The sequence below is a fragment of the Mesorhizobium caraganae genome (assembly GCF_016836705.1).
GTDB lineage: Bacteria > Pseudomonadota > Alphaproteobacteria > Rhizobiales > Rhizobiaceae > Mesorhizobium > Mesorhizobium caraganae.
Map to the genome: position 1 here is coordinate 135,586 of NZ_JAFCGY010000001.1, position 26,312 is coordinate 161,897.

Annotated in this window: 33 protein-coding genes; 15 read left to right on the plus strand and 18 right to left on the minus strand. The window is 60.6% G+C overall.

Annotation, left to right across the window (positions count from 1 at the left end; all coding sequences use genetic code 11):
- The first annotated feature begins 90 nt into the window (after positions 1–90).
- The gene (locus tag JQK88_RS35900) at positions 91–624 is read left to right on the plus strand and encodes a hypothetical protein (RefSeq protein ID WP_246749714.1); all 534 of its coding nucleotides are present in this window, start codon (positions 91–93) and stop codon (positions 622–624) included.
- Complete coding sequence (locus tag JQK88_RS35905; RefSeq protein ID WP_246749715.1) at positions 572–979, plus strand: hypothetical protein; 408 nt, start codon at positions 572–574, stop codon at positions 977–979. Before JQK88_RS35900 ends, JQK88_RS35905 begins: the two co-directional genes overlap by 53 nt.
- Before the next feature lie 100 nt (positions 980–1,079).
- Here JQK88_RS35905 and JQK88_RS00685 read toward each other — a convergent pair whose 3' ends face one another.
- The 3 genes from JQK88_RS00685 to JQK88_RS00695 form a co-directional block, all read right to left on the minus strand.
- Positions 1,080–2,144 (minus strand): class I SAM-dependent methyltransferase, encoded by a 1,065-nt coding sequence (locus tag JQK88_RS00685; RefSeq protein ID WP_192257746.1) that lies wholly within the window; start codon positions 2,142–2,144, stop codon positions 1,080–1,082.
- Positions 2,141–3,025, minus strand: a complete 885-nt coding sequence (gene lgt / locus JQK88_RS00690; RefSeq protein ID WP_203277186.1) for a prolipoprotein diacylglyceryl transferase — start codon at positions 3,023–3,025, stop codon at positions 2,141–2,143. Before lgt ends, JQK88_RS00685 begins: the two co-directional genes overlap by 4 nt.
- 103 nt (positions 3,026–3,128) lie before the next feature.
- Entirely contained in the window at positions 3,129–3,368 is a 240-nt protein-coding gene (locus JQK88_RS00695; protein ID WP_203277187.1) for a BrnA antitoxin family protein, read from the minus strand.
- A gap of 177 nt (positions 3,369–3,545) precedes the next feature.
- Between JQK88_RS00695 and JQK88_RS00700 the strand changes: the two genes are divergently transcribed.
- From JQK88_RS00700 to JQK88_RS00710, 3 genes are all read left to right on the plus strand, one after another.
- Positions 3,546–3,848 (plus strand): accessory factor UbiK family protein, encoded by a 303-nt coding sequence (locus JQK88_RS00700; protein ID WP_203277188.1) that lies wholly within the window; start codon positions 3,546–3,548, stop codon positions 3,846–3,848.
- 316 nt (positions 3,849–4,164) lie between these two features.
- Positions 4,165–4,665 carry a type III secretion system chaperone family protein gene (locus JQK88_RS00705; protein WP_006202532.1) on the plus strand — a complete coding sequence of 167 codons (501 nt, stop codon included), beginning with the start codon at positions 4,165–4,167 and terminating at the stop codon, positions 4,663–4,665.
- A gap of 19 nt (positions 4,666–4,684) precedes the next feature.
- Positions 4,685–5,044, plus strand: coding sequence for a tRNA-binding protein (locus tag JQK88_RS00710; RefSeq protein WP_203277189.1), 360 nt, complete (start codon positions 4,685–4,687; stop codon positions 5,042–5,044).
- Between the two features lie 6 nt (positions 5,045–5,050).
- Here JQK88_RS00710 and JQK88_RS00715 read toward each other — a convergent pair whose 3' ends face one another.
- Together JQK88_RS00715 and JQK88_RS00720 are read right to left on the minus strand one after the other, a co-directional pair.
- Positions 5,051–6,073, minus strand: coding sequence for a glycosyltransferase family 4 protein (locus JQK88_RS00715; protein ID WP_203277190.1), 1,023 nt, complete (start codon positions 6,071–6,073; stop codon positions 5,051–5,053).
- A gap of 228 nt (positions 6,074–6,301) precedes the next feature.
- Positions 6,302–7,717 carry an ATP-binding protein gene (locus JQK88_RS00720; RefSeq protein ID WP_203277191.1) on the minus strand — a complete coding sequence of 472 codons (1,416 nt, stop codon included), beginning with the start codon at positions 7,715–7,717 and terminating at the stop codon, positions 6,302–6,304.
- Between the two features lie 143 nt (positions 7,718–7,860).
- On the opposite strand from JQK88_RS00720, the gene JQK88_RS00725 reads away from it, so the two are divergent.
- Complete coding sequence (locus JQK88_RS00725) at positions 7,861–8,160, plus strand: hypothetical protein (protein WP_203277192.1); 300 nt, start codon at positions 7,861–7,863, stop codon at positions 8,158–8,160.
- 130 nt (positions 8,161–8,290) lie between these two features.
- On the plus strand, positions 8,291–8,830 hold the full coding sequence (locus JQK88_RS00730) for a hypothetical protein (protein ID WP_192257762.1): 540 nt from the start codon (positions 8,291–8,293) through the stop codon (positions 8,828–8,830).
- A gap of 21 nt (positions 8,831–8,851) precedes the next feature.
- On the opposite strand, the gene JQK88_RS00735 is transcribed toward JQK88_RS00730, so the two are convergent.
- The 10 genes from JQK88_RS00735 to JQK88_RS00780 form a co-directional block, all read right to left on the minus strand.
- The gene (locus tag JQK88_RS00735; protein ID WP_203277193.1) at positions 8,852–9,445 is read right to left on the minus strand and encodes a hypothetical protein; all 594 of its coding nucleotides are present in this window, start codon (positions 9,443–9,445) and stop codon (positions 8,852–8,854) included.
- The gene (locus tag JQK88_RS00740; protein ID WP_203277194.1) at positions 9,442–10,023 is read right to left on the minus strand and encodes a L,D-transpeptidase; all 582 of its coding nucleotides are present in this window, start codon (positions 10,021–10,023) and stop codon (positions 9,442–9,444) included. Before JQK88_RS00740 ends, JQK88_RS00735 begins: the two co-directional genes overlap by 4 nt.
- Positions 10,007–11,170 (minus strand): CpaE/TadZ family protein, encoded by a 1,164-nt coding sequence (locus JQK88_RS00745; protein ID WP_203277920.1) that lies wholly within the window; start codon positions 11,168–11,170, stop codon positions 10,007–10,009. Before JQK88_RS00745 ends, JQK88_RS00740 begins: the two co-directional genes overlap by 17 nt.
- Positions 11,167–11,802 carry a TadE/TadG family type IV pilus assembly protein gene (locus JQK88_RS00750; protein WP_203277195.1) on the minus strand — a complete coding sequence of 212 codons (636 nt, stop codon included), beginning with the start codon at positions 11,800–11,802 and terminating at the stop codon, positions 11,167–11,169. The genes JQK88_RS00745 and JQK88_RS00750 overlap by 4 nt, the downstream gene beginning before the upstream one ends.
- Positions 11,796–12,290 (minus strand): TadE/TadG family type IV pilus assembly protein, encoded by a 495-nt coding sequence (locus JQK88_RS00755; RefSeq protein WP_203277196.1) that lies wholly within the window; start codon positions 12,288–12,290, stop codon positions 11,796–11,798. The genes JQK88_RS00750 and JQK88_RS00755 overlap by 7 nt, the downstream gene beginning before the upstream one ends.
- A 7-nt stretch (positions 12,291–12,297) precedes the next feature.
- Positions 12,298–13,806, minus strand: a complete 1,509-nt coding sequence (locus tag JQK88_RS00760; RefSeq protein WP_203277197.1) for a TadE/TadG family type IV pilus assembly protein — start codon at positions 13,804–13,806, stop codon at positions 12,298–12,300.
- Positions 13,807–13,875: 69 nt separating this feature from the next.
- Positions 13,876–14,157 carry a hypothetical protein gene (locus JQK88_RS00765; protein ID WP_246749716.1) on the minus strand — a complete coding sequence of 94 codons (282 nt, stop codon included), beginning with the start codon at positions 14,155–14,157 and terminating at the stop codon, positions 13,876–13,878.
- A 4-nt stretch (positions 14,158–14,161) separates the two neighbouring features.
- Positions 14,162–15,607, minus strand: coding sequence for a type II and III secretion system protein family protein (locus JQK88_RS00770; protein WP_203277199.1), 1,446 nt, complete (start codon positions 15,605–15,607; stop codon positions 14,162–14,164).
- 52 nt (positions 15,608–15,659) lie between these two features.
- Positions 15,660–16,682, minus strand: a complete 1,023-nt coding sequence (gene cpaB, locus JQK88_RS00775; RefSeq protein ID WP_203277200.1) for a Flp pilus assembly protein CpaB — start codon at positions 16,680–16,682, stop codon at positions 15,660–15,662.
- A 95-nt stretch (positions 16,683–16,777) separates the two neighbouring features.
- Positions 16,778–16,996, minus strand: a complete 219-nt coding sequence (locus JQK88_RS00780; protein ID WP_203277201.1) for a Flp family type IVb pilin — start codon at positions 16,994–16,996, stop codon at positions 16,778–16,780.
- Positions 16,997–17,525: 529 nt separating this feature from the next.
- On the opposite strand from JQK88_RS00780, the gene JQK88_RS00785 reads away from it, so the two are divergent.
- The 5 genes from JQK88_RS00785 to JQK88_RS00805 are packed head-to-tail and all read left to right on the plus strand — an operon-like array spanning position 17,526 to position 22,006.
- Positions 17,526–18,914, plus strand: coding sequence for a TadA family conjugal transfer-associated ATPase (locus JQK88_RS00785; protein ID WP_203277202.1), 1,389 nt, complete (start codon positions 17,526–17,528; stop codon positions 18,912–18,914).
- A complete protein-coding gene (locus JQK88_RS00790) occupies positions 18,914–19,882 on the plus strand; it encodes a type II secretion system F family protein (protein WP_203277203.1) in 969 nt (322 codons plus the stop codon). Before JQK88_RS00785 ends, JQK88_RS00790 begins: the two co-directional genes overlap by 1 nt.
- 19 nt (positions 19,883–19,901) lie before the next feature.
- On the plus strand, positions 19,902–20,852 hold the full coding sequence (locus JQK88_RS00795) for a type II secretion system F family protein (RefSeq protein ID WP_203277204.1): 951 nt from the start codon (positions 19,902–19,904) through the stop codon (positions 20,850–20,852).
- A gap of 54 nt (positions 20,853–20,906) precedes the next feature.
- Complete coding sequence (locus tag JQK88_RS00800) at positions 20,907–21,458, plus strand: tetratricopeptide repeat protein (protein ID WP_203277205.1); 552 nt, start codon at positions 20,907–20,909, stop codon at positions 21,456–21,458.
- An 8-nt stretch (positions 21,459–21,466) separates the two neighbouring features.
- Complete coding sequence (locus tag JQK88_RS00805) at positions 21,467–22,006, plus strand: prepilin peptidase (RefSeq protein WP_203277206.1); 540 nt, start codon at positions 21,467–21,469, stop codon at positions 22,004–22,006.
- 65 nt (positions 22,007–22,071) lie between these two features.
- Here JQK88_RS00805 and JQK88_RS00810 read toward each other — a convergent pair whose 3' ends face one another.
- Both JQK88_RS00810 and JQK88_RS00815 read right to left on the minus strand, forming a co-directional pair.
- Entirely contained in the window at positions 22,072–22,791 is a 720-nt protein-coding gene (locus tag JQK88_RS00810; RefSeq protein WP_192257794.1) for a response regulator, read from the minus strand.
- Positions 22,778–23,305 carry a MarR family winged helix-turn-helix transcriptional regulator gene (locus JQK88_RS00815; RefSeq protein ID WP_203277207.1) on the minus strand — a complete coding sequence of 176 codons (528 nt, stop codon included), beginning with the start codon at positions 23,303–23,305 and terminating at the stop codon, positions 22,778–22,780. Before JQK88_RS00815 ends, JQK88_RS00810 begins: the two co-directional genes overlap by 14 nt.
- 251 nt (positions 23,306–23,556) lie before the next feature.
- Between JQK88_RS00815 and JQK88_RS00820 the strand changes: the two genes are divergently transcribed.
- The 3 genes from JQK88_RS00820 (at position 23,557) to JQK88_RS00830 (ending at position 25,693) form a co-directional block, all read left to right on the plus strand.
- Complete coding sequence (locus tag JQK88_RS00820) at positions 23,557–24,450, plus strand: branched-chain amino acid aminotransferase (protein WP_112561042.1); 894 nt, start codon at positions 23,557–23,559, stop codon at positions 24,448–24,450.
- A 145-nt stretch (positions 24,451–24,595) separates the two neighbouring features.
- Positions 24,596–24,913 carry a hypothetical protein gene (locus JQK88_RS00825; RefSeq protein ID WP_112561041.1) on the plus strand — a complete coding sequence of 106 codons (318 nt, stop codon included), beginning with the start codon at positions 24,596–24,598 and terminating at the stop codon, positions 24,911–24,913.
- A gap of 141 nt (positions 24,914–25,054) precedes the next feature.
- Complete coding sequence (locus JQK88_RS00830) at positions 25,055–25,693, plus strand: MBL fold metallo-hydrolase (protein WP_203277208.1); 639 nt, start codon at positions 25,055–25,057, stop codon at positions 25,691–25,693.
- 69 nt (positions 25,694–25,762) lie between these two features.
- Here JQK88_RS00830 and JQK88_RS00835 read toward each other — a convergent pair whose 3' ends face one another.
- Positions 25,763–26,173 carry a BA14K family protein gene (locus JQK88_RS00835; protein WP_203277209.1) on the minus strand — a complete coding sequence of 137 codons (411 nt, stop codon included), beginning with the start codon at positions 26,171–26,173 and terminating at the stop codon, positions 25,763–25,765.
- Between the last annotated feature and the right edge of the window lie 139 nt (positions 26,174–26,312).

Genomic DNA, 26,312 nt, shown 5'->3' on the forward strand with positions numbered 1-26,312 from the left:
GCAGCCATGCCGCATTGGCTCCGAGTTGGCGAAAAGCGGGCATTCGACTATAGGCAATGGCCAGACAATTTCCGGGGCGGGCGAAAGTGCATGGGCTGGAATCCAGTCAAAAGCCTGATCCGAAAGATCCATCAGAACCGGCAGGTGCGCAAGGCGAAGGATTTTCGCAACGCGCTGGTGAAAGGCTATTTCCGCTCACGCAATCCAGCGTCGGGGGCGGAATTTGCCGAAGAGTTGCGGCGAACCGGCGCCCGGCATTTTTGCTTCTCCATCGCCTACAACACGCCCTGGGTCATCGATGCGCTGACCAAGGCATGGCTGACCTATTCGAGCGGGATGACGCTGGTGGTCATCGACAATTCGTCCAAGCCCGCGGCGCGGCAGGCGATCGAGGCCATCTGCCGGCGGCGCGGCATTGCTTATTTCGGCTTGCCGCGAAATCCCGAATGGAATCCGAACCGGTCGCATGGCATTTCGATGAACTGGGTTTTTCATAACATCGTGCGCCCGCTGCGGCCCGACCTGTTCGGTTTTCTCGACCATGACTGCTTTCCGGTGGTTGCCCACGCGCATGGCGGGCACGGACGCCTACGGCCCCAAATACCCCGCCAAAAGAGGCCATGACGGTTGGTATTTCTGGGCGGGGCTTTGCTGCTTTCGCTTTTCCGTCGTCGAGGACCTTGAGCTCGATTTCACGCCGCGCTTCGACACCGGGCTCGATACTGGCGGCGGCAACTGGCCGATGCTGCGCGACAGGCTGGACGACAGCAATATCGTCAATGCCGAGAAGACCACGATCAGCCTGAAGCTCGGCGGCATCGAGGCCGACCATCGCATGCTGGACAAGAGCTTCTTTCATGTCGGCGGCGCTTCGTATCGCGGCCTGATCAGCACGCGGCACTATCGCCGGCTGATGTGCGACCATGTCTGGGAGACCTACCTTGGCGGTGTGGCGGAGCGGCTTGTAAACGACCTCTAGAGCGTTTCACCGTTTCACGGAAACGGCGAACCGCTCTATCTCTTTGTGTTGACGCAATTCCGGACGAAAAACCGCTCACACTTTTCCTGGAATGCTCTTGTCAGCCCGGCTGGTGCGGCAGGATTTTAAGAACCTTGAACAGCGTGCCCATGGCGTCGGGGCCGGCCAGGCGCTCGACGGCGTCGGTAATGGTTTGTTTTGCCTCGTCGCTTGCCTGGCTACCCAGCAGGCCCGCCCGTTCGAGCAAACCCATGGAAAGCAGGAAGTCGCCCTGCGTCGTCAATTCCACATCGAGGCCATGCGCCCGCACGACAGCGGCCAGTGCTGCGAAGTCGACATGCGCGGTGAGATCGGCTCCACCGGGATTGGCCAGCACATCTTCGGGGGCGTGCCTGCGCACGGCCTGCAATGTGTCGCCGAAACCGGGCTGGAGATGGCCGTAGTCAGGGAATAGCCCGGCGCCGCCGTGGCCGGCTATGCGTTCGGCAATGGCCGCCATCAGCGCCGCGCGGGCCGGTGCTGCTTCGAAAATAGAACCTTGCGGCGCCTCGGCGGCATTGTCCGGCAGCAGCGTCGCGTCGACCGAGCCGGCGCCGGCGAAGAAGCTCAGTTCATCTGACACATCGAGGCCGATCATCCGTTCGCGCCATCCGGTGCGGGCGCGAATGAATTGGCGGATCGGCACCGCGTCGAACAATTCGTTGCCGACGATCAGCAGCGGCGCCTGCGGCAGCGTGGCGATGGTTTCGTGCCAGCTCACCTCAGCTGAACTCCCGGCAAGCGTCCGTTTCTGGATTTCGGTCAGGCGCGGGCTGGTCTCGATCAGGGCGAAGGACGCACCGGCTGCGAGTGTGGGATCCAGCCGCGCCAGGGTACGCAGTATGTCCTTCATCAGCGTGCCGCGGCCGGGGCCGATTTCGGCGATGGTGACCGGCAGCGGCCGGCCGATCGCCGACCATGCCTGATACAGCCAGACGGCGACGAGTTCGCCGAACATCTGGCTGATCTCCGGCGCGGTGACGAAGTCGCCCTCGGCGCCGAACGGTTCGCGCGTCGTGTAGTAGCCGTCGCTGGGGTCGAACAGGCAGAGCGCCATGTATTCGTTGACGGGGAGGGGGCCGAGCGCACCGATCAGGTCGACGATGCGGGTTTTCAGCCGTGTCATGCCGGCTGTGGCTGCGGCACCGGCTTGGCCGTGGCCATCGCCCAGATGCCGGCGAGCACCATCGGCAGCGACAGCACCATGCCCATGGTGAGCCAGCCGCCGAAGAGATAGCCGAGTTGCTGGTCGGGCTCGCGGAAGAACTCGACGAAGATGCGCGACAGCCCGTAGCCGCAGATGAAGGCGCCGCCGACGAAGCGCGGTGTCTTCAGCTTCAGCCGCGAATGGGTGAGGAAGCGCAGGACCAGGAACAGCACCAGGCCCTCAAGCAAGGCCTCGTAGAGCTGGCTCGGATGGCGCGGTTCGAGGCCAGCGACGCAGCCCGCCACCGTCTGCTGGAGGCGCTCGTTGCAAAAGACGACGCCCCACGACACATCGGTCACGCGACCCCACAGTTCCGCATTGACGAAGTTGGCAATGCGGACGAGACCGAGACCGACCGGCACGCCGGCCGCCACGACATCGAACAGCGACCAGGTGCGAATGCCGCGCTTGATGGAAAACAGCGTCATGGCGAGGATGACGCCGAGCAAACCGCCATGGAACGACATGCCGCCCTGCCAGATGGCGAAGATGTCGAGCGGATGGTCGATATAGCGCCTGAGATCGTAGAACAGCACGTAGCCGGTGCGCCCGCCAAGCACGACGCCGACGGCGGCCCAGACGATGAAATCATCGAGATCGATGGGTTTCATCGGCAAGACGCCGTCCGGCCACAGCCTGGTGTTGGTGACGAGCCGCTTGGCATACCACCAGGCGAAGAGGATGCCGACGATGTAGCCAATGCCGTACCAGTGCACCGCCAGCGGGCCGATCTGGACCAGGATCGGGTCAATGTTGGGGAAAGGCAGCGACGCCATCGGCAGCAGGAAATAGTCGTTCAACAGGGTCTCCCGGAAGGGCTCGCGTTTGGGCGCGGACCATGCGGCAGGGTTTTGGCGGGGTCAAGGCAAGGTGGTGGTTGCCTTGACGTCGCAGATGGAGGGCTCAACCCTGCGGCTTGCCGGCGACCAAATGCCTGAGCGCGTCGTTGATCCTGTCCTGCCAGCCGGGACCATCTTCCTGGAAATGGTCGAGCACGGCTCGATCGATCCTGATCGAAACAAGCTCCCTGACATTCGGTGCACCCGCGGGCTCGCGAATTGGTGGCGCCGGCTTTTTGATTGGCTTGAAGGCAGCTTCAGCGGCTTCCATCGGATTTGTCGGTCGGCGCGGAGGCGTTGCCATTGGTTGATCCTTGATCAGAGCGACTTGACGCAGGTCGACTTGAAAGCACTACAATAGGCGACGTCGCGCCATCACGTACAGGGCTGGGCAGCCGAGGTGCGATGCCGCAGCCATCGCAACGTTCTTGCATTCCGCGCACGGCGCCATTACCTCAATTCGACCAAGCGAGGATTTGCCATGTCGACCGGACCGAACCGCATTCTCGATGAATTCGCCAAGCTGATGACCGATGCTGCGGGTGCTGCGCAAGGCGTGCGCCGTGAGGTGGAAACTGCCTTCAAGGGCCAAGCCGAGCGCATCCTCAACACCATGGATGTGGTGCAGCGCGAAGAGTTCGAGGCTGCCCGCGACATGGCCGCCAAGGCCCGGGAAGAAAACACAAAGCTAGCCGCGCGCATCGATGTGCTCGAGGCCAGGCTTGCCGAATTGACCGGACAGGCCGCACCAGCGGCGGCGGCAAAGCCCAAAGCAAAAAAATAATCTTTAAACTTTTCCACAAAGCCCAATCCGAAAAAGTGCTTTGCCGTGAATCGTTTACCGGCGATGCATGAATCTTTGTGACAGCGCCTTTCCACATGCGGATGACGCAGTGCGAAAAATTAGGCTGTTCACGCGACTCCCGATCAATAGACTGAATTTGTTGCATGATTCGGAGCAGGGTCATGCGGCCGGGCGGTGGGGTCCGGTCCGGGGTCTTTGTGTCGTGAAGTCCTGGCCGTCCGAGTTCTAGACAAGATTGTTCGTCGTGTGTGCCCCACGGAGCGTGTGGCGCTCCCCTGAACACAGGAAGCATTCCATGGAACTTCTCGAACTCGAATTCTCCCGCGAAATCCATCCGGTGGATGTCATCGAGCAGGTGGCCCATAACAATGACTGGTCCTTTGAGCGGGCCGGCGATGACGAAATCTCGATCTCGGTCGCCGGCAGCTGGACCGACTATCACGTCTCTTTCTCGTGGATGGAGGATTTCGAGGCGCTGCATCTGGCCTGCGCGTTCGACATCAAGGTGCCGGAAGCCCGTGCGTTGGAAGTGATGCGGCTGTTGTCGCTGATCAACGAGCAGATGCTGTTTGGCCATTTCGACCTGTGGGAGCAGGAGGGCGCGATCATGTTTCGCCAGTCGCTGCTGCTCGCCGGCGGGGTCGAGCCGTCGAGCCAGCAGGTCGAGGTGCTTTTGTCGTCGGCGCTGGAAGCCTGCGAATGTTATTTTCAGGCCTTCCAGTTCGTCGTCTGGTCGGGAACCTCGGCCAAGGATGCGCTGGCCGGCGTCCTGTTCGAGACCTACGGTAACGCCTGATCGTCGCTAAGAAAAGAAGATGAGTTCGAGCAGCGCACGCAAGCCCGAGATCAGCTTTGCCGATTTCGATCGTGTCGACATCCGTGCCGGCACCATTGTCGAGGCTGAGCCTTTCCCTGAAGCGCGCAAGCCCGCGTTCAAGCTGAAGATCGATTTCGGCCCCGATATTGGCGTGAAGAAATCCTCGGCGCAGATCACCAAATATTATGCGCCGGGAACGCTTGTGGGACGGCAGGTGTTTGCGGTCGTGAATTTTCCGCCGCGCCAGATCGGTCCGTTCATGTCTGAAGTACTGACGTTGGGATTTCCCGACGAAGAGGGCGCCGTGGTGCTGGGCGCCATCGAGCGCAAGGTGCCGGACGGCGGGCGCTTGTTCTAACTGCCGCTAGGCGGCAAGCTTCCGCTTGGTGCCAAGCGCCTCTTCGACCGTGTCCATGAACATTTCGGCGCAGGCTTTCCAGCTGTAACGCATGGCGCGTTCGCGCGCCTCGGCGCGGTCGACGTTCAGCGCGGCGAGCGCGGCCTCGCGCAGATCGGTCGACACCGCCCCGCCGATGCCGTCGCCGACAATGTCGATCGGCCCGGTGACCGGATAGGCGGCGACCGGCGTGCCGCTGGCCAGCGCCTCGATGATGACGTTGCCGAACGTGTCGGTGCGGCTCGGGAAAACGAAGACATCGGCCGAGGCGTAGATTTCGGCCAGTTCATCGTTCGGACGGTGGCCGAGGAAATGCGCCTGCGGGTATTTTGCCTTGAGCCTGGCCAGCTCCGGCCCTTCGCCGACGATGACCTTGCTGCCGGGGAGATCGAGATCGAGGAAGGCGCTCAGGTTCTTTTCAATGGCGACACGGCCGACGCACAGGAACACCGGGCCGGGAAAGCCGAGGTCCTTCTTCTTGTCCGGGCGGAAATGGTCGGTGTCGACGCCGCGCGTCCACGGCCTGAGCTTGTTGAAGCCGCGCGCGGCGAGATCGTCGGCCAGCGACTGTGTGGCAACCAGCGTGCCTTGTCCGGAATTGTGGAAATCGCGCAGCCAGCGGTAGGCCCAGCTCTCCGGCACCGGCAGGCGGGCGCTGAGATATTCGGGAAAGCGGGTGTGATAGCTGGTGGTGAAGGGACGGCCGGCGTTGCGGCAATAGCGCCGCGCCATGATGCCGAGCGGTCCCTCGGTGACGATGTGGATGTGGTCGGCCTTGCGTGCCTCGATCAGCCGCGCGACATGGCCGGGCGTGGTCAGCGCCAGCCTTATGTCGGGGTAGGTCGGCAAGGGCAAGGTGCGAAAGATGTTCGGGGTCAGGAAGTCGACCGCAACGTCGAAGGATTTCAGCGTTTCGGTGAGCCGCTCCAGCGTGTGGACGACGCCGTTGACTTGTGGGCGCCAGGCGTCGGTGACCATCAGGATGCGCATGGCGGTCCTTTGCTCGGATCGTCGGTTGCCTTGATGCGATGGCGGAACGGCATCCACGCGACTGCCCTCGCTTCGCTCCAGCGTACCCGGGCAGGCACGAGGTCGAAGTAAGGCGGCTGAGCCGAATCAACTGAGGTCGCGCGCTTCATGCGCGCTCTTGACCATGATTTCATGACGGGCGGATGAAGGTGGCTTATGGCCGAGGCGCCTTCCGGGATCCTGCTCTGATCAGGCAGGCACCTTGATCACCGCCCGCAGGCCGCCAAGCGGGCTGTCGTCCAGCATGATGTCGCCGCCATGGCTGCGGGCAATGTCGCGGGCGATGGAAAGGCCAAGGCCGGTGCCGCTGGCGTCGAGGTTGCGCGCCTCGTCGAGCCGCACAAACGGTTTGAACACGTCCTCGCGCTTTTCCGGCGGAATGCCCGGACCGTCATCATCGATGGTGACGACCAGCGAGCCGCGGCCGTGATTGGCGCTGATCTCCACCGTTTTGGCATAGCGCAAGGCATTGCCGGCGACATTGGACAACAGCCGGGCAAAAGCGTGCGGGCGCACATGCACGTCCGGATCGCCGGCGAGCACGGTCGACAGCTTGCGCTTGTGCAGCGACGCCTCCTCGCCGAGCTTTTGGAAATAGGCCTCGAGATCGAAATGGCCGGCATCTTCCGACGCTTCGCCGCGGGCAAAGGCGATATAGCCTTCCAGCATCGACTGCATGTCGTCGATGTCCTGGTTGAGCGCCGCCTTGGTCTCGGGCTTGCCGCCAGCCAGCGCCAGCTGCAGCTTGAAGCGAGTGAGGATGGTCCTGAGATCGTGGCTGACGCCGGTCAGCATGGCGGTGCGCTGTTCGAGCTGCCGTTCGATGCGCTCGCGCATCTGGATGAAGGCAAAGCCGGCGCGGCGAACCTCCTCGGCGCCGCGGGGGCGGAAATCGCGCGGCATCGGCCGGCCCTTGCCGAAGCTTTCGGCGGCCTCGGCCAGCATCAGGATCGGCCGGATCTGATTGCGCAGGAAGGGGATGGCGATCGTCAAAAGCACCAGCGAGGTGCCGACCATCCAGATCAGGAAGATGTGGGTGTTGGAGGCATAGGCCTGGCTGCGGCGCACGAAGACGCGCAGCACCTTGCCCTCGAGCTGGATGCGCACCTCGACGATGTTGGAGTTGCCGACGGTGTCGATCCAGAACGGGCGGTTGATCTGGCGGGTGATCTCGGTGGAAAGGACGTCGTCCAGGATCGAGAAGAAGGGCTTGGGTCCGGGCGCGGGCAGCGGGTCGGGCGGCAGGAGGTCGACTTTCAACTGCATGCGGTCCTGCGCGATGCGGATGATGTTGGCGTAGTCGCCGTCGTGCGGATAGGTCTCGATCATGTCGATGATCGCGGCGATGTCGCTCACGGTGGCCTGCGACAAGCGCCGCGTCACCGTTGCCCAGTGGCGTTCCATAAAGTCGAAGGCGACAACCGATTGCAGAAGGATCATCGGCGCGATGACGATGATCAGCGAGCGGGCATAAAGCCGCTTCGGCATATAGAGCGCGACCAGCCGCCAGAACCGGTTCCAGGCGCGCGGCATGGCTTTCAGCGCGCGTGCTATGCGCGCGCCAAAGCCGCCATGTTCGGGCCGTTCCAGTTGTGTGGTCGCCATGTATCCTTCCGCCGGTCGCTCGTCGATGGCACCCGTCTATGGCCAAACGGCGACCGTTGGCGGCATTCTATTCCACGCCGGGCCGTTCTGGAACAGCCGTGGCGTGGCGGCCGACGACCAGCAGGTACGGAATCGCAAGTATCGTGATCAAGGGTTCACCGGTGCGTTGCGTTGGAACCACTTCGCGGATCGAGCGTTACGAGCGGATGATCAGACGATTTGCCTACGCCCTTATCTTCGTCCAGGTATCCATGGCGACTGCGCTGGCTACACAGGTATTCCTGTCGACCGCCGAGGAAGCCCGTAGCTCAGAACTCTCGCTGGTGCCGGCGCCAGGCGAAAACGAGGGATGCGCCAAGGCGATGTGGCCCAATATTCCGCAACGTTGCCTGCAACGAGTCGAGCCGAAGGTGGTGACGCTCGTGCTCAGCCAAAACAACTGATGGCGAATGGCTCTTTCTGACATGCAGGTGCCATGCGCAACTGGCCGCGCTGCCGCAGGACCACCAACGCTCCGTTAAGCCTCGGTCAATCTCTGCAATCTATCTTGAATGCCAGATTGTCGAGGGTGACATGAAGCGCAAGTCGGTAATGCTCTTTGCCTTCCCAGCTCTGATCCTGCTGATCCTGGCAGGGGAGCGCATGGCGGCCTTCTTGCTGGGAGCCTATCCGGCCAGTCCCACAATGTGGTGGATCTGGCTTGAACTAAGGCCGCTGTCGACGATGTTCTGGCAACAGATCGATCTCTATCTGGGAGCGTCGATGGTCGTTGATGCCTCTATCCTGGCCGCCGCGTCGATCGTTTGCTGGATGGCGTGCCGCACAAGAAAGTCGGCTGCCTTCTACTTCCTTGCAAATCACGTCGCCCTGCTTTTTGCCGGGTTGATGATCGCCGTCACCAGCCATTCCGAAACAGCGAGCGCGATCGCCTCGTTCACGGTACCCGGGGGTCTTCCATTCTCGCTAATGGTCGATTTCACCCCGAAGAACAGCCTAGTGCTGTTTCTGGGTGTGACAGCATGCGCCTATTGTCATGTTGCCTTCCTCAGCGAAACCCGACAGCGGTCAGAAGCGCTGGCCATGAGGCTTGTTGCTCTGCAGCGGGATCTGTAGGGCAGCCCACGTCTTCCAGCCCTAGTTGATCTTTCTGTAGTAAACCTTGCCGTCGGCCTGTTCTATGCGCTGGTAGTTTGGGCTTGGGGCAGGCGCTGTAGCGACGATCCTCTTTTTCGGAGCACGCGGCGCATCGACCAGGCTGGGCTCGGTCGCATCTTCACCATCGACAGTGACAGGTGCCTCCGCCACGGCGTTGGCCGCGACCATCGAAGGTTCCGCTGCGCTCGACATGACGTCGTCATGGGCAAGGGGCTGGTTCTGTTCCAGCCGGGCTATGCTCCTGTTGATCTCACCGAAGCTGCTCTGCAGTTGACTGTCGAGTTTTTCAAATCGGCTCTGAAAACCGTTGTTGACCGTGTCCAGCCGGCCCCCGATTCGTTGTTCGAACGTCCCGAGCTGTTCCAGGCGCCCTTCCAAAAAGCGCATATCGCTGATGCCGCGGTAGAGATAAACCGCAGCTATTATATTCACCAGGGTGATCAGGGATGTGCCGATGATGACCGCGCCGATAATGCTTTTGTCGCTCGGTTTCCCAACGGCAGCCTGCTCTCCAATGGGGGTTGCTGTCCCAATCTCGATAGCCGGCATGTCCGGTTCGCTGATCATCGTCATTGAACCACCACCTTTGCGCCGATCGCGACGCGTTTGAAGAGATCGATCACATCGGTGTTGGTAAGGCGAAAACACCCCGATGTTCCGTCGAAGCCAACCCCTGACGGATCGTTGGTTCCGTGTATTCGATAGAGCGTGTCACGCCCGTCCCGAAGCAGATAGAGCGCCCTGGCGCCGAGTGGATTGTAGGGACCGGCAGGTACCATTTGCGGCAGCTCCGGCTGGCGGGCGCGCATTTCGCGGGGTGGGCGCCATTCCGGCCACTCGGTCTTGGCCCCCACCTTGACGACCCCGGTCCAGCCAAATCCGTCGCGGCCGACGCTGATCTGATAGCGAAGCGCCTGGCCTTGTCGGGTCACCAGATAAAGCGCTTTCTCGCCCTTGCGGATAACGATCGTTCCGGGTTGTTCCGTGGTCTCGAAGGCGACAGTCTTGCGCAGGCTGGGGCCCATTGCCGGCAGCGGCGGCCGATCCGAAAGTGCCGATCGCGCGCTGGCGAAGTCCTGGACGGAGATCGCCAGCGCCATGCCCATGACGCAGGCCAATCCCGGGATCCGGTACCTACTTTGCAGCGTCATCGAGCCGCTCTTTGAACATCCGCTTCAGGTCCTTGTTGAAGCGCGCACGCCCATCCACCTCGGCAGGCAGGATAGCACGGTTCAAGGCATCGGCCAGAAGCGCATTGTCCAGCGCGACCGATTTGATGTGCGGCGCCTTGAAAATCTTTTCGAGTTCGCTGCGCGAAAAGTGGTTCCCGAACCATTTGCGCTTGTGCTTGTTGGCTACCAGCGTGATGCTTACCGCATTGCCACGCAACTCACGGATCTTCTTGTAGAGCCGCTTGCCTTGCCGCAGCGAGGCGACGTTGAGTTCGAAGACGATGAAGATCTCATCGCTCGTCGACAGCACGGAACTGTGCCAGCGCGTCTCGATGTTCGGCAGGTCGATGACGATGTCGTCGAACCGGTAGGCGACGAGGTCCAGCAGACGAAACACGAAATCGGCACCCTTCGGCTCGAAAGGCAATTGCGGCCTCTCGAAGGAATAGAGTGTCAGCCCGGACGGACGCGAGAGCTTGATGACATCCATCAGCTCGACGTCGAGCCTCTCCGGTTGGCCGATGATGCCGCCGAGGTCGAACTGGTTGAACTGGTTGAGATAGGCGCCGCAATTGGCGCTCTGGAAATCGAGGTCGACCAGGCAGGTCGAAGCCCCGCGTTCTGGCGATTTCGACGCCAGGTGTTCGGCGGCCGACAGGGCGAGCGTCGTGGCGCCGGCGCCGCCGCTGGCGCTGATGAAGGTGATTATGCGGCTCTTGGTGCCCTGGTTGCCGGTGTCGTGGAAGGTCACTGCGTTCAGCAATTCCTTGCCGTCGAGCGGCTTGTGCAGCCAGTCCGAAGCGTTCATGCGCACCAGCACGCGCGTCTGTTCCGACGACAGTTCGTCGGAGACTGCGATCAGCGGCACGGCCGCCCAAAGGGCGCGCGCTTCGACGATGTCCGGCCTGCCGAGCAACTCGCCATTGCCAAGGTCGAGGATGACGATGCCGGGGCGCGTGTCGGCGGGCGGACCCCTAAGGAAGTCGCCGGTCTCGGAAACCCTGACGTCGTAGATCGCCAGCGCGTCGAGCCGCGTCGCCACATCGCGCTTGAAATTCGCATCCGACGAGAACAGCGCCACCTGCTTTCGCTTGGTCGGAGTAACCTTGGTGTTGATGGCGTTCATGGTGTCCACGTGCTCTTCATGTCTTCGCCCGTAACCGTGCTCAGCATGGAGGGCATGGTGATGTTTCCGAACCCGAGCAGTCCGGCCAGGAAGAAAAACTGAAAGGGATGGTTGGTGATGCTGACGGTGATGGTCGGCACCGGCCCACTGGGCCGCGTCCAGTAACCGAGACCGGAGGCGGCGTATTCGATCCGCACCTCTGACTTTTTCAGCATCGGCAGGAAGTCATGCATTCCGGCACGGTTGGCGGTGCCGTCATAGATCGCGTCGAACGAGGTTTGGCTGGCATTCGCGGGTAGGCACGCGCCTCCTCCGATACTGCAGCAAGCGACGCCTGCTGCGCTTGCAGTGCAGACATAATCATAGGTGCCGGCCGGCACTGCGGTTCCGACTTTGGTTACATCGCTCTGCGTTAGCGTCTCAGATGGAAGGCCGAGTGCTACAGGGGTAGAAATCTGCGCCAGTCTTGCGCCGGCTTGCACCGCTTTATTTCCAGCGTTCCATTGGTAAAAGGCATAGCCGAAATCGACGAAGCCAAGCAGAACCGTCAATAGTAATGGCAGAACGATGGCCATTTCGACCATCGCAGTGCCCGACTGCTCGGCGCAAAACTTTCGGTTTCCCATCACCATCCGATAACTCGTTCTTGATGGGAGACACTAAGGGTAAGAGCACCAAAGCCGAGATACGACAAGAATCCGAGGTCCGGGTAAGAATAGGATGTACTGACGTCCACGACATCGACAGTGCTCTTGCTGCTAAGATAAAGCTGCGTGCCCGTGGCCACATCAACCGCGTCCAGCGAGACCGCCTTGGTGATCGCAACTGCCGTCGGCAGCCATCCGGTCACCCTGGCGCTGCCGTTGGCGACCGCCCCATTGGCAGCAAGGTTTTGAGCCCGCCCCTTGCAGGTCTCCCAGTCACTGCTGCACCGTGCCATGTAGCGCCCCGCATCCTCAACGCCGGCTTCGAGAAGCAGGCGCGTGTTCAGGATGTTGGAGAACTCAAACACACCAGCCGATAACAGCAACACCAGTGGTATAGTGAGCGCGGCTTCCACCAACGCGGCGCCACTTTCGTCGCCCTGGAACCGCCGGATGATTTGCCTAAGCTTGGTCATGTCGGCTCTACCGGTACAACTGGGCTTCGTTGCGGAATGCTTTGTCTAAAAGAGTATTGTTGGCAAACCCTCCATCGACGTCGACGATCTCCAGGCTGATAGGCTTCTCACCGGCCGTGGTGTCCTCATCGTTCTTACTGTTATCCTGCTTCTGGATGGGGCTGTTTATGAAGACGCTGGCATAGCCATCAGGCTTGAGCTGGGTATGGCCATTGATCTTGGCCTGGTTGGCGATGCAGTCGACGATCGCCATGTTGAGCAGTCGCCGGTCGGGATCCGCAGTCGGGGTCGTACCTTTGAAGCAGGCTGGAACGCCGGTTTCCTTTGTCGGCGCCTTGGACTTGTCACCGACAAGCCCGTTCGCAATCTCGTATTTATAGACGTCATATCTGGAAGCCGGCACAGCAGTGCCGGTCGGGTTGGTGGTGCTAGGCACGCTGGGGTAGGCCGCGCCGTGGTTGATCAGCCAATAGTTTGTCCGATCCCATGTCGAGTTCGTCATCCCGGTCGTGGAATCGAAGCTATCGCCGGGTGGTAGCGCCATGGCTGTCCCGTCTGTGTTGGGCGTGTATTTGTTGCAGTTGGAGGTCTTGTCCACTCCCTTGCGCACATTGCTTGCCGGCCGATATGACCAGTCATTATCATGCGACTTGAGCGAGGAACTGTAGATATCGAAGCGGACATTGAGCCCCGCGTTGACCTGGCCCAAGGTGACGCCCGTTTTCGTGGTGAGAGCATCGCGGCTATAGCATGTGCCTGCGGTGCCCATCGCCATGGCATCTCGCAGCGAGGCCAGATTGTTGTCGATCAGTCCGAAGTTGCCGGGACCAGGATTCGAGTCAACCTTGAGGATGCGGTATTCGCGGCTGTAGGTGAGGCCGGCGGCAAACGCCTGCTGGATCGTCTTACTGGTCGACGGATCAGTCGTCTCGAACGGGTTGCACATGAAGATAGGCACGGTTTCGCAGATCGATTGCTTGAACCCGGCCACGGCCTGGGGCTGGATGTCCATAGTGTCGTTGCCGCCGATAAAGCTTGCCGGAAAGATCGTTGCGAAGGCGCCGGCGCCATCGGTCAGGCCGGAAGCATTGACCGTCACCAATGAGAATGACACCGCTTTAGGATCAGTGCTGGCCCAGTTGACGCCGTTCGAGTCGACGCCGGCAGCGCTCAACCTGATGGTGTCGCTGGCGGGAATGCCGGTCAGGTAGGTTACCGTTACATCAGACAGGGCGAGTGTGTGATCTCCTGACGTCGAAAACTTGGTTTTGTTGGTGACAAGGGTCGTCTTCGCCAGGTTGGCTCGGATGATCGAATCCGATCTGCCATCCAGTTCCGCGGCTGTCGCAAGCGCAAGGGCGTCTACACCCTTCTGAAGGTCGTTGTGAAGGCTGTTTGCCCGGCTCATGTCGATCGCCAGCAATGCGAAGCCAACCAGCACAGGCAGCATGATTGCGACAAGGATCATCGCTACGCCGCGTTGATCGTTCCAGAACGCCCTAATGGTCCCCAACATGACCTTACTCTCTGCTTCCTTGCACCGGGCCCCTCGCTCACCCGGCGCAATGCGACCGCATCCTTCTGTTCAATTCGCTCCGTTGGTCACACCCGACCCGCCGACATTGACCGTTATCGCAGGCGGTGGCGGTGGTGGCGGTGGAAATTTGTAGCCCTGGGCAACAGCGGCAGCCCGCGTGCCGACGCCTTCGATATGCGTGTTCTTCGCGTTCGGATTGAACGGATCGACCGTCTGCGCCAGCGAATTGAATTTCTGGGTGTCGCCGGCGGCCAGCGTCACCGAATCGTAGTGGTTCAGATAGTCGGCGGCGCAGCCCGAAAGGGCACCGGCGCACAGAATAAGGATCAAGGCGCTATTTCTTGACATAGAGCATCTTGTCCTTCGATTTGAAGTCCAGCATGTGGCCATAGGGGCCGGTGACGCCGTCGCCCGTTTCATATTTTCGGATCATGTCCTTGTTCACCTCGAGCTGACCGAGCACGAAGAATTCCGGATCGTTGGCCGGCCGTGTCTTGTCGAACGGCGTCGCCAGTTGTTCGCCGGGCTTCACCGGCCGCACGACGTGCGGCGTAACGATGACGACCAGCTCGGTCTCTTCCTTCTGGTTGCTCGAATTGCGAAACAGCGTCCCGATGACCGGCACCTGGCCGAGCCACGGCACCTGGTTCTGCAGCTTGGTGGTCTTGCTCGACAGCAGCCCGCCGACCGCGAAGCTCTGGCCGTCGCGCAATTCGACAACGGTTGCCAGCTTGCGGTTGGTGAAGATCGGATCGCCGGCGGTGGTAAAGCCGGTCAGGTCGCTCACCTCCGGCGCCAGCTTCATATGGATCTTGCCGTCGTCGAGTACGACCGGCGTGAACAGCAGATTAACGCCGAATTGCTTGTACGTGATGGTTACCTCGCCATCGGCGCCGACGACACGGATAGGCACTTCGCCGCCGGCGTTGAAGCTGGCCGGCTCACCGGACAAGGTGGTGAGATTGGGCTCAGCCAGCGTGCGCACAGCCCCCTTGGCCTCAAGCGCTTCGATGATCAGGTCGACCTTGATGTTGCTGTCGATAACCCGGGTGATCAAAGCCGCAAATGGATTGCTGCCCGACAAGAGGCCGCTAAGCAGACCGCCCGGTCCAAGCACCACATCGTCTTCGTCGACGGCCGCAACGCCCGTGCCTGTACGGGTAGTGCCGCTGCCATTTGTGCTCCTGATCGACACACCGAGGTCGCGCCCGGTATTGCGCTTGGCCTCCAGCACGCGGACTTCGAGATTCACCTGCTGGCTGTCGTCGACGATGACGGAATTTATGATGGCATCGGGGCCATATTGCTGCGCCACTTCCAGGATCGATGCCAGCGTCGCGCCATCCTTGACGTGACCGCCAAGCCTGACCTTGCCGTTGATCGAACCGATCTCGATGCGCGCCCTGGGCGCAACCTGGCGGATCGCCTGCGCCATGTCGCTGACATCGACACCAACTTCGATCTGGATGACGCCGAGCGAGCGCTTTTCCGGGGAGAAGAGATTGACCGTCGTGGTGCCGGCGCTCTTGCCGATGACATAGAGCGTACGATCGGTCATAGGCTGGGCATCGGCGATCTTCTCGTCGCCAACGACGATATCGCCGAGATTGGCGCTCACCTGGAGCGTCACCGACTGTGACATCGGCAGGAAGATGCGATGGACGCTCGGGTTCGATACGTCGATGAAGCGGTCGGCCGCTTCAGCCACGGCAATCGACGACAGAAGTGCAGCCAAACAAGACAGCGCGGCCGCCGCTACCCTCATCCAAGACCCCTGCATCCCCATCTCCCAAACTGCTGCCGCCGGCAGCCCCCTGCTTCGCCGCGCCTCTTTATGGTTGTCGCGGCACGTCATAGGATTCGAGCTTCACGCCACGAAACACACCCACTGTAACATTCTTCGCCGGTTCCGGCTGCACGTATTTGACCACTTCCTTAATTTCCGGAGCCGACGCCACGGCCGGCTTCACTTTGCCCAACTCGTCGAGGCGGCTTCCCACTCTCTCCACCGCCTGGGTCAATCCGGCAATCTTGTCCTCGGCGCGCTTGCGCTCAGCTGCGGCCTCCGCTTCGGCGGCTGCCTGCTTATCCAGTTCGGCCTGCCTGGCGGCAACGTCGGCTGGCGTTTCGCCGTTAAGGTCCGAAGTTGTGATGCGCTCGGTTGTTTCGCCTTTGCTGGCGGCAGCCTGGCGAAGCGCCAGCGACAATTGGCCGGCACCGGCAGCCAGCGTAAGCTTCTGCGCATCCTTGGTGCTGACTTCGACCGTCACCGCTTTCACTACGGTCGGGCTATCCTTGCTCTCGTCGGCGACCTGGTCTACGGCGAGCACCTTTATGCTTTGCAGCAGCACGTCAACAAAGCTCTTGTCCGTGCCATCATCGCCACGCACCGTGCGCGTCAGCAAGACATCGACCCGGTCACCCGGGAAGACGAAGCCGGCGACGCCAAGCACGTCGTTGACGCGAATGGAGACTGCCTTCATCCCTTCGCCAAGCACTGCCGAAAGTGTGGCGCGCTGGCCGGGGCCGGTGATCTTGGTAGCGAGGACAGGCTCATTGGTGCCGATTGACTGCAGCGCCTGCTTCGTGCCTTCGCCCGCGAGAAGATCTTTGGTTGTCTTGAAAGCGCCCGCCGGGATTGCGCCCGCAGGCCATGCGATTTCCTGTAGCTTGTCGGCGCTCAGCGTGTCGCCGAACTTCAGCGGCATTGCCGCTACGACGACTGTGCTGCGTTGAACGAGGCCGGTTTGCGCCATGGCGCTACGCTGGTTGGCCAGCCAGATATTGACCAGCACAACTGCCAGAACGCCGAATACGCCGGCGAGAACGATCATGATAAGCGTATTGGCGCGCATGCCCCAAGCCCCCAGCCCCAATGCGGGATTCGCCCGCTGCGATCGGACTCAGGCCCGGCTCGAACGATCCGGGCCTGAGTGTAATAGTCAGGCGATCAGCTGCCGGTACCGGCGGCGGCATTGCACGTGCCGACAGAGCTGGCCTCCATAGCAGCGCAGAGGCCAGTGAACCTGGCGTTCACCCATGCACCGATGGCGATGACCGTCATGATCGCGGCGACCGCGATGATACCGATAAGGATGGAATATTCGACCATAGCAGCGCCGTTCTCATCGTCGCGGAACTGCCGGGTCATCGTCATGAGCTTTTTCATGTCAATTTCTCCCTCTGGAGGTTTGAACCCGACGAGACAGAGCCAAGGATGAACCCCATACCCAAGCATCCCCCGTCACCTCAATCCTAGGTCTCACGAAAAAGCAGAGTCAAACGGATTAACAGTTCCTTAACCTTCCAATACCTGAACTTGCGAGCTAAAAAGCGATTTGAATTCTGACAAGAGCTTGATTCGGCTCAATTTTCAACCGTCCTTAACCATTCATTCACAATTTGGCCACAGCTAAGGCAAAAGGATAGCCACATTAGCAAAACGGCATATTCCTTTATATCTAAGGGTTTACGGAGATTTTTCATCCGCATCTCATTTGTTTCGGTATGAAAGGTCCCGTGAGGCGGGGAGTTGGGAAGAGAGCAAGGCGCGGCGTCGAAATAAAAACGATATTTTTCTGGCGTCCTTCTTAACTATGTTGAAAGCATTGGCCTCACGTGAGGCCCTCCGGCGCTTGTGTCTCGCTTGGTTAACGTTTAGTTTCCGCTAATAAGGGCTAATTGGGGTATAGGGGATTATGCTGGGGCGGTTTATCAAGGGACCAAGCGAGCAGCAGGCCGCGACAAGGGTCGAGCAGCCGACTGTGCTGCCTGCCGCTCCGGCCCTTTCGCCGGCCGCTGATATTGAATCGCGCGGCGACGATTTTCTGACACTCAAGGTCGAACTTCATCGGCACCTCATCGATCGGTTCAATCTGACCGCTCTTGAAAATGCCACCAAGGACGAGATTCTGAATGAGATCCGTCCGATCGTTCGCGAGTTCGTTCGAAATCGAAGTGTGCCGCTGAACGCCCGCGAGCTCGATCAACTGACCAGTGATACGGCTGACGAAATGCTCGGGCTCGGGCCGATCGAGCCGCTGCTCAAGGACGACTCCATTACCGATATCCTGATCAACACCCACAAGCGTGTCTTCATTGAACGGCGTGGCCTGGTTGAGGAGACGGCCATCCGGTTTCGTGACGAGGCGCACCTGCTGCGCGTCATCAACAAGATCGTTTCGGCGATTGGCAGGCGCGTCGACGAATCGTCGCCGATGGTCGATGCGCGGCTGGAGGACGGCTCCCGCGTCAACATCGCGGTTCGGCCGATATCGGTTGACGGCCCGCTGGTCTCGATCCGCAAATTCTCGAAGAATCCCTATTCGCTCGAACGACTGATGGCGCTCAATTCAATCAAGCAGCCGATGATCGATCTGCTGCGAATTGCCGTTCAGGCGCGCAAGTCGATCCTGGTTTCGGGTGGCACCGGCAGCGGCAAGACGACCTTGCTCAACGCGCTGTCGAGCTACATCCCGTCCAGGGAACGCCTGATCACCATCGAGGACGCGGCGGAGCTGCAATTGCAGCAGCCGCATGTCGGTCGGCTGGAGACACGCCCGCCCAATGTCGAGGGCAAGGGCGAGGTCCGTCAGCGTGAGTTGGTCAAGAACGCGCTGCGCATGCGGCCCGACCGCATCATCGTCGGCGAGGTTCGCGGCGAGGAAGCCTTCGACATGCTGCAGGCCATGAACACGGGCCATGAAGGCTCGATGACCACCATCCATGCCAACACGCCGCGAGACGCCATCTCGCGCCTGGAGCAGATGGTGGGCATGGCCGGCATGCCGATGACGCACGAATCCATCAGAGCTCAGATTGCCTCGGCCATCGACATCATTGTGCAGACGCAGCGTCTTTCGGATGGGGGCAGGCGGGTCATTTCGATATCGGAACTGACCGGCATGGAAGGCAATGTCGTCCAGCTTCAGGAAATCTATCAGTTCGTCCGACGCGACGTCACCGCGGAAGGCGCGATCATCGGCGATTTTCGAGCAACTGGTGTCCGTCCGCGCTTCTCAGCGGAGGCGGCGACGCTCGGACATCATTTTGGCAAGGACGCCTTCAATCCGCAGGTTGCCCTCTGATGCCGACGGGTCAAGCTCTGCTGTATTTCATCTATATGCTGGCGGCAGCGTCGGTCATTCTCGCCGGCGAAGCTCTTTATCTTTCATTTGCTGGCCGCCGCTCCCGGTCTCTAGCAGTTAATCGCCGATTGAAGCGGCTCGCCGGCGAGGTTCCGGCCGAACAAACGTTGCAAGGGTTGCTGCGAGAACGCGGCCTCACGGACTCCGGCGACTTTCTTTTTGGACTGGTCTGGATGAACAGGCTCTATACCCAGTCCGGCATCACCGGAAATCCGTTGACCTTCGCCGCAACATTTCTGCTTGCAGGGCTGGCGATGGCGGTGCTGCTGGTACTCTTCAATTTTTCCGCTTCGGCGTCGCTTCTTATCTTTCTGATCGTAGGGCTTGTCCTGCCGCTTCTCGTCCTCCGGCGCGCCCGCAACAAACGAATCCGGAAATTTGCCAAACAGCTGCCGGATGCGCTCGACATGATCGTTCGTTCGCTGCGGGCCGGACACCCTGCTTCGGTCGCGATCGGTCTGGTCGCGCGCGAAATGCCCGATCCGCTCGGCACCGAGTTCGGCATCGTCTCCGATGAAATCACCTTTGGCCTCAGCATCGAGCAAGCGGTGCGGAAACTGTCGCAGCGTGTCGGCTTCGAGGGCCTTCAACTGCTGTCGGTATCACTGTCGATCCAGGGCAAAACGGGCGGCAATTTGACCGAAATTCTGGCCAATCTTTCCTCGGTTCTGCGTGAACGGCAGAAATTGCGAATGAAAATCAGGGCGCTTTCGGCTGAAGGTCGCGTCTCCGCGTGGATCATTTCCTTGTTTCCTATTGTGATGTTCTTCACACTTCAAGTCCTTTCCCCAGCCTACTACGGCGCCGTTTGGGGCAACCCGCTTATCTTCCCGATATTTCTGCTTTTTGGGTTGTGGGCGCTGCTTGGCGACTACATCATGTACCGGATGGTTACTTTCGATTTTTGACTGGGAGCGACGAACAAAATTGTTTTCGAACATTCAGGACCTGGGCTTCTTGGTGTCTATCGCCGTCTTTGTGGCGGCGGTGTCCCTCTTTCTGTTCGGTGCGCTTGTCTTCTTGCCCGCTCTGCAGACACGAAAGCTGGTCGTGCAGAGCCTGATGGGCGAAGGAATTACGGACCGCCGATCGATGCTCGGACAAGACCAGCTTGCCAAGATTGCCGCGCAACGGCCGGTCGATGCCTACTTCAAGTCGATCGAGAGGGAGCGAGAAGAGCCAAACGCCTTGGAAGCGAAGCTGTTTCGCGCCGGCTTTTATCAATCAAGCGCACCGCTGATTTATACGCTATCCCGCCTTGTCGCGGTCTGCGTCGGTTTTCTGGCAATGTACGCACTCCTGTCGCGGGTTCTGCCGCCGCACCTGCCAGGTTTCATCACCCTTGCTGGTTCTGCCCTGTTCGGCCTCGCCTGCATGGTGATTCCCGCCATTCTGCTCGACCGTTTCGAGAACAGCCAGAAACAGATCTATCGTCGAGCCTTCCCCGACTTCATGGACATGATGATCACCTGCGCCGATGCTGGCATGAGCCTGGAGGGCGCAGTCGAACGCGTCAGCCATGAAATGGCCGCCACCCACAAGTGGCTGGGAATACAGCTGTCGATCATGAATTTGCAATTGCGTGCTGGCAAGCCGTTGCGGGAAGCGCTACGTGAACTTTCAGATCGCATCGGACTTGACGAGGCGCGGGCACTGGCTGTCCTGTTCCGTCAATCAGAAGAACTCGGCACTAGCCTCACCGATGCCTTGCGTGTTTATAGCGCCGAGATGCGTGGGCAAAGGATTCTGAGTGCAGAGGAACGCGCCAACTCTCTGCCGGTGAAGATGATGATTCCATTAGGGCTATGCATATTCCCTGTGGTTATGATGGTCATCATGTTGCCGGTCATCATTCGTATGAAGGGGATGTTCTTCTAGTTGTGTATATGGTTTGGTCCTAATGATGCGTCGAGGGATTCTGGGGACAAGAAAATGACAAGGCCAATGCGCCTCGCACTCGCAGCCAGCGCGCTGGCTGTCGTGCTTGCCGGCTGCCAGACAAATAGTGCCGACACCAACGGGGTCGTCCGCACCAACGAGCCGTCGAAAGGCGACGTAACGTCCTTTGGCGATGCGTTCGACGGGTTGAAGACGGTCGGCGATGTTGAATACTACGCCTCGGACCAGGCCGTCGCGGAGGCCAAGAACCAGTTCCGTGCCGAAAATTACGGAAATGCCGGCGCCTTGTTCTTCAAGGCGACGCAACTGGCCCCCAATGATGGTGGCGCCTGGATGGGACTGGCCGCCTCATGTGATCGTATCCATCGCTTCGACCTTGCCGACAAGGCTTACGCCCGGGCTTTCAAGCTGATGGGGGCGTCGCCGGAATATTACAACAATGTCGGCTATTCCTATCTGCTGCGCGGCAAGCTGCAGGACGCACGCGCGAATTTCCTCAAGGCCTATGAACTGGCGCCCAACGATCCGACCGTGGTCAACAATCTGAAGCTCCTGTCGTCCAGCGTGCAGAACATCGAGCGGTAGAGCCCAGCATGTTGCTTGCCGCGTCACTGCTGCTGAAGATCCTCGCCATCCCCCTTTTCGCGAGAATTGCCTGGCTGGACTTCGTGACACAGAAAATATCCAATCGTGATGTGCTGCTGCTGTTGTGCCTGGGGATCGGATCGATGCAGTTTATGTCGATTCAGGCCGGGTCATGGTGGGACATGGGTCTGAGCGTCATTGTCGGCTTTGTCCTGTTTGTCGTGCTCTTACCCTTCTGGGTTTTGCGCAAGGTTGGCGCCGGAGACGTCAAGCTCATAGCGGTGGTGCCGTTTCTGGTTGGTGGCACCGGCCTTGTTGTGTTTTCTCTCCTGCTAATGGTGTTCGCCGTGGCAATGGCCGTGGTGGCGGTAAATCCGTTTCTGCTGCCAGCGGGTGCGTTTCGCGTCTATGTCCAGCATATGGACCGGAAGGGCGTCGTGCCCTTTGGCGTGCCGATTTCGGCAGCTGCGATTGGCGCTATCGCCTTCCAGATTTACGGGAGCTGGGTGGTGGCGAACAGCTCTGGAATCCTGGACCAGCTGCACTGAACCTCAGCAATCTGTTCGGACGTCGCGATCCGCGCAACCGCCTGGACCGCCCGGCCGAGGAACGGCTATTCCACGCTGAGCCGATAGCCAATGCCGCGCACCGTCTGCAGCCAGACCGGATTGGACGGATCGCGCTCGATCTTGCGGCGCAGCCGATTGATCTGGACGTCGATGGTGCGCTCGCCGACTTCCGAATCGTCGCCGACCAGCTCATGGCGCGGTATGGTTTCGCCGGCGCGTGCGGCGAAGATCGCCAGGATCTCCTGCTCGCGGTCTGTCAGCTTCAGCGCCTCGCCGCCACGCTTCAGCTCGCGCCTGGCGATCTGGAAGGTGTAGGGGCCGAAGACCAGCTGCTCGACCTTGGGCGTGGTCGTCGGGCCGCCGCGGCGCAGGATGTTGTTGATGCGCAGGATCAGCTCGCGCGGATCGAAGGGCTTGGGCAGATAGTCATCGGCGCCGGCCTCGAGCCCGGTGATGCGGCTGTCGGTCTCCGATAGCGCGGTGAGCATCAGGATCGGTACGTTCTTCTCCTCCCGCAGCGCCTTGGTGAGGTCGACGCCGGTTTCACCGGGCATCATGACGTCGAGGACAAGGAGGTCGAAGTCGAGCCCGGCGAGCTTGCGCCTGGCCTCGCCGGCATTTCCGGCGACTGTGACGCGAAAGCCGTTCTCGGTCAGATACTGCTTGAGCAAATTGCGGATGCGGGTGTCGTCGTCGACCACAAGCAGATGCGGCGCGTCATCGTCCGGCGCCGCCGGCTGGTCCACCCTCTCAATGGTCTCCATGGCTTTTCCCTGACATGTTTGCAGGCACAATGTCGATCTGCGCCCTTAGTTCCGGATTGACCATGGCTTCCAGGAATCTTTCGATCAAGGGGCGCTCGCCGGCTCCGGAATCTTCCAATGCAGCACGGATGCGGCGTGACTGTGGCCGCGCCAGGGCCAGCGCCAGGGCGCGGCCCTTGGCCGTCGGGTAGAGTTCGCGCTGGCGGCGGTCGCGCGGGCCCTGCAACTGCACGATATGGTCGGTGTCGATCAGCTGCTTCAGCACCCGCGCCAGGCTCTGCTTGGTGATCTTGAGCACGTCGAGCAGTTCGGCGACCGTCAGCCCAGGCCGGCGGTTGACGAAATGCAGCACACGGTGATGGGCGCGGCCGAAGCCGTAATCGGCCAGGATCTGGTCGGGGTCGGAGGTGAAATCACGATAGGCAAAGAAGAACAGTTCGATGATGGCGAAGTCGATGCCGTCCTCGTCGGTGATCGCCGTCTTGATCGGTTTTGCTGCGCTTCGATCCGTCATCATTTCTCCATCCATAGAGGAAAATTATGTCAGTACTATTGACGTAGTTTCCCTGCAATGGTAATTTTTGACAAGCTTTTGGGCGGATTGCGAACGAAAAGGCAAGGGAGCGCGGTTTTTCCGGAACTTCCTGAGTTTGCCAGAGTTCGATTATCCGCTTACGCTTCAAGATATACGGCCGCCCGATGCGGCTGTCGCGAAACAAACAACAACACCAATGATGTGCGGGCCGCCGCCCGCGGGAGGTTTCCATGGCATCCGTTCCCTTCGACCAGCTTGAAGGCTTCATCTGGATGAACGGCGAGTTCGTCAAATGGGCCGACGCCAAGATCCACGTGCTGACCCACGGCCTGCACTATGCCAGCGCCGTCTTCGAGGGCGAGCGCGCCTATGGCGGCGCGATTTTCAAGCTGAACGAGCATACCGAGCGCCTGCATGAATCGGCGCGCCTACTCGGCTTCAAGATTCCCTATTCTGTGGCCGAGCTCAACGACGCCTCGACCACGCTTCTGAAGAAGCAGGGTTTCCAGGATGCCTATGTCAGGCCGATCGCCTGGCGCGGCAGCGAACAGATGGGCGTGTCGGCGCAGAACAGCCGCATCAACTGCGCCATCGCCATCTGGCAGTGGCCGAGCTATTTCGACCCGGCGCAGAAGCTCAAGGGCATCCGTCTCGATCTGGCGGAATGGCGCCGGCCCGACCCGCGCACGGCGCCGTCGAAGTCGAAGGCCGCCGGCCTCTACATGATCTGCACCATGTCCAAGCATGCCGCCGAGGCCAAGGGCTATGCGGATGCCATGATGCTCGACTGGCGCGGCCAAGTCGCGGAAGCCACGGGCGCCAACATCTTCTTCGTCAAGGACGGCAAGATCCACACGCCCAAGCCCGATTGCTTCCTCGACGGCATCACCCGCCGCACCGTCATTGGCCTGGCCAAGGACCGCGGCCTTGAGGTGATCGAGCGCGCCATCATGCCTGAGGAACTCGAAGGCTTCGAACAGTGCTTCCTCACCGGAACGGCCGCGGAAGTGACGCCGGTTTCCGAGATCGGTCCCTACCGATTCGAGGTCGGCGAGATCGCCAAGACTTTGATGAACGACTATTCTGCCGCAGTGCAGCCTAAGCATGCGATAGCTGCAGAATAACGGAAATCACAGCTTTTTTCGCAAGCAGGGGCGGTTTTAGGGCCGCCCCTTTTATTTCAGCATTTACGCATTTGACTTTCGTCTAATTCGGCGTCTCATGATGGTGTCGGCCCGGGAGGCTGGCAGCTATGGAGGGACTAGGTACATGGATACGAACACGCTCATTGCGATCGTTGTGCAGGTAATAGCGGGTGTTGTCGGTGGTCAGGCAATCGGCGTTGCGCTGAAGAATGCGGCGATGGGCCAGTTGACCAAAATCCTGGGCGGCGCCATTGGCGGCGTCGGCGGCGCGGCGATCCTCGGCAGCCTGCTCGGCGGCGGCACGGTCGATCCGGCAGCGGCTGCGGCGGCAACCGGCGGCTTGGGCAGCGCGTTGAACATCGAAAACCTCGTCGGCGGCGCGGGCGGCGGCGCGATCCTGACCGGCATCATCGGTGCGGTCATGGGCGCGATGAAGAAATAAGCCTCGACATCTCGGGCTTCGTCATATGGGCGGCCGTTGGGCCGCCCATTTCTGTTTTCGGGTCTGTCAAGATTGTCGCGCACCTGTGGACGTTGCCGGCCTGTGCCTCTACATCACGCGAGACACAGCGAAAGGACAATCATGGGTCAGCTCAATGCCGGCATCGTGCCGGTAACGCCCTTCCAGCAGAACTGCACCATCCTGTTCGACATGGATGACAAGCATGGCGTCGTCGTCGATCCGGGCGGCGACATCGACAAGGTGCTGGCGGTGCTGAAGGACAATGCGATCTCGGCCGGCGCGATCTGGATCACCCATGGCCATATCGACCATGCCGGTGGCGCCATGGAACTGAAAGAGGCGCTCGGCGTCGAGATCATCGGCCCGCATGAAGCCGACAAGCCGCTGCTCGACAACCTGGAAAAGCAGGGCCGGCTCTACGGCATTGCAGGGGTGCGCAACTGCGTTCCCGACCGGTTCCTCAGCGAAGGCGAAACCGTGTCGTTCGGTTCGCATGTGTTCGAGGTGCTGCATTGCCCAGGCCATGCGCCCGGCCATGTCGTTTACTATAACCGCGCGGCGAAGTTCGCCCATGTCGGCGATGTGCTGTTTCGCGGGTCGGTGGGGCGCACCGATCTGCCGGGCGGCGATCATGCGACGTTGATCGCCTCGATCAAGGACAAGCTCTTGCCGCTCGGCGACGACATCGGCTTCATCTGCGGCCATGGCCCGGGCGGCCGTTTTGGCGAGGAGAGGCGGACCAATCCGTTCCTTACTTAGCGATGTCTTTCTGCCAACAAAAAAGCGCCGACCTTGCAGTCAGCGCTTTTTGTTTGGGGCAGGGAAGCCTCAATTAGCGGTGCAGAAATGCTGCTCACCGTCATTGCCGGTGAACGTGCCGCTGCGGGCGTTGAAGGTCCGGTAGCGGTCCGAGCAGTATTCGTACCAGTCGCGGGTCCACGGCTCGGCATAGCGGTCGGCATAGACAACCCTCGGCTCGGCATAGTAACGGCGCACCGGCCGCACTTCGCGATAGTCGTAGTCGTCGTCATAGCTGCTGTAGCGCGGCTGCGGATTGCTCAGCGCTCCGGCGATCAGGGCGCCGGCCGCAAGGCCGACCACACCGGCTGCAAGCGCGTCACCATTGTGGTGACCATGATGGCGATGGCGCCATTCGTCGGCGTTGGCGGCGGGCAGAGCGGCGAGCGTGGTCGCGGCGAGTGCGGCGCCCAGGATGGCGGTCTTGAAAATGCGATTCATTTTGGTCTCCTTCGTGCCGGCCCGGGTAGTTCTAGGGGGATGCGGTCCGGCCTTGGGGACGATTAATAGGAGACCGTGGCTGAACGGGGGCTGAACGGAATTTACACCTCTGAATTCAGGCCATGCGGCAAAAACCAAG

Coding starts and splice junctions, on each gene's coding strand:
- JQK88_RS00760 (WP_203277197.1), bottom strand. CDS start 13,806: ATGTTGGGGACCATTAGGGCGTTCTGGAACGATCAACGCGGCGTAGCG.
- JQK88_RS00825 (WP_112561041.1), top strand. CDS start 24,596: ATGGATACGAACACGCTCATTGCGATCGTTGTGCAGGTAATAGCGGGT.
- JQK88_RS00780 (WP_203277201.1), bottom strand. CDS start 16,996: ATGAAAAAGCTCATGACGATGACCCGGCAGTTCCGCGACGATGAGAAC.
- JQK88_RS00735 (WP_203277193.1), bottom strand. CDS start 9,445: ATGACGATGATCAGCGAACCGGACATGCCGGCTATCGAGATTGGGACA.
- JQK88_RS00830 (WP_203277208.1), top strand. CDS start 25,055: ATGGGTCAGCTCAATGCCGGCATCGTGCCGGTAACGCCCTTCCAGCAG.
- JQK88_RS00700 (WP_203277188.1), top strand. CDS start 3,546: ATGTCGACCGGACCGAACCGCATTCTCGATGAATTCGCCAAGCTGATG.
- JQK88_RS00810 (WP_192257794.1), bottom strand. CDS start 22,791: ATGGAGACCATTGAGAGGGTGGACCAGCCGGCGGCGCCGGACGATGAC.
- JQK88_RS00815 (WP_203277207.1), bottom strand. CDS start 23,305: ATGACGGATCGAAGCGCAGCAAAACCGATCAAGACGGCGATCACCGAC.
- JQK88_RS00710 (WP_203277189.1), top strand. CDS start 4,685: ATGAGTTCGAGCAGCGCACGCAAGCCCGAGATCAGCTTTGCCGATTTC.
- JQK88_RS35905 (WP_246749715.1), top strand. CDS start 572: ATGGCGGGCACGGACGCCTACGGCCCCAAATACCCCGCCAAAAGAGGC.
- JQK88_RS00705 (WP_006202532.1), top strand. CDS start 4,165: ATGGAACTTCTCGAACTCGAATTCTCCCGCGAAATCCATCCGGTGGAT.
- JQK88_RS00800 (WP_203277205.1), top strand. CDS start 20,907: ATGACAAGGCCAATGCGCCTCGCACTCGCAGCCAGCGCGCTGGCTGTC.
- JQK88_RS00770 (WP_203277199.1), bottom strand. CDS start 15,607: ATGCAGGGGTCTTGGATGAGGGTAGCGGCGGCCGCGCTGTCTTGTTTG.
- JQK88_RS00695 (WP_203277187.1), bottom strand. CDS start 3,368: ATGGCAACGCCTCCGCGCCGACCGACAAATCCGATGGAAGCCGCTGAA.
- JQK88_RS00835 (WP_203277209.1), bottom strand. CDS start 26,173: ATGAATCGCATTTTCAAGACCGCCATCCTGGGCGCCGCACTCGCCGCG.
- JQK88_RS00715 (WP_203277190.1), bottom strand. CDS start 6,073: ATGCGCATCCTGATGGTCACCGACGCCTGGCGCCCACAAGTCAACGGC.
- cpaB (WP_203277200.1), bottom strand. CDS start 16,682: ATGCGCGCCAATACGCTTATCATGATCGTTCTCGCCGGCGTATTCGGC.
- JQK88_RS35900 (WP_246749714.1), top strand. CDS start 91: ATGGGCTGGAATCCAGTCAAAAGCCTGATCCGAAAGATCCATCAGAAC.
- JQK88_RS00790 (WP_203277203.1), top strand. CDS start 18,914: ATGCCGACGGGTCAAGCTCTGCTGTATTTCATCTATATGCTGGCGGCA.
- JQK88_RS00805 (WP_203277206.1), top strand. CDS start 21,467: ATGTTGCTTGCCGCGTCACTGCTGCTGAAGATCCTCGCCATCCCCCTT.
- JQK88_RS00820 (WP_112561042.1), top strand. CDS start 23,557: ATGGCATCCGTTCCCTTCGACCAGCTTGAAGGCTTCATCTGGATGAAC.
- JQK88_RS00685 (WP_192257746.1), bottom strand. CDS start 2,144: ATGACACGGCTGAAAACCCGCATCGTCGACCTGATCGGTGCGCTCGGC.
- JQK88_RS00755 (WP_203277196.1), bottom strand. CDS start 12,290: ATGACCAAGCTTAGGCAAATCATCCGGCGGTTCCAGGGCGACGAAAGT.
- JQK88_RS00730 (WP_192257762.1), top strand. CDS start 8,291: ATGAAGCGCAAGTCGGTAATGCTCTTTGCCTTCCCAGCTCTGATCCTG.
- JQK88_RS00785 (WP_203277202.1), top strand. CDS start 17,526: ATGCTGGGGCGGTTTATCAAGGGACCAAGCGAGCAGCAGGCCGCGACA.
- JQK88_RS00750 (WP_203277195.1), bottom strand. CDS start 11,802: ATGGTGATGGGAAACCGAAAGTTTTGCGCCGAGCAGTCGGGCACTGCG.
- JQK88_RS00720 (WP_203277191.1), bottom strand. CDS start 7,717: ATGGCGACCACACAACTGGAACGGCCCGAACATGGCGGCTTTGGCGCG.
- JQK88_RS00740 (WP_203277194.1), bottom strand. CDS start 10,023: ATGACGCTGCAAAGTAGGTACCGGATCCCGGGATTGGCCTGCGTCATG.
- JQK88_RS00745 (WP_203277920.1), bottom strand. CDS start 11,170: ATGAACGCCATCAACACCAAGGTTACTCCGACCAAGCGAAAGCAGGTG.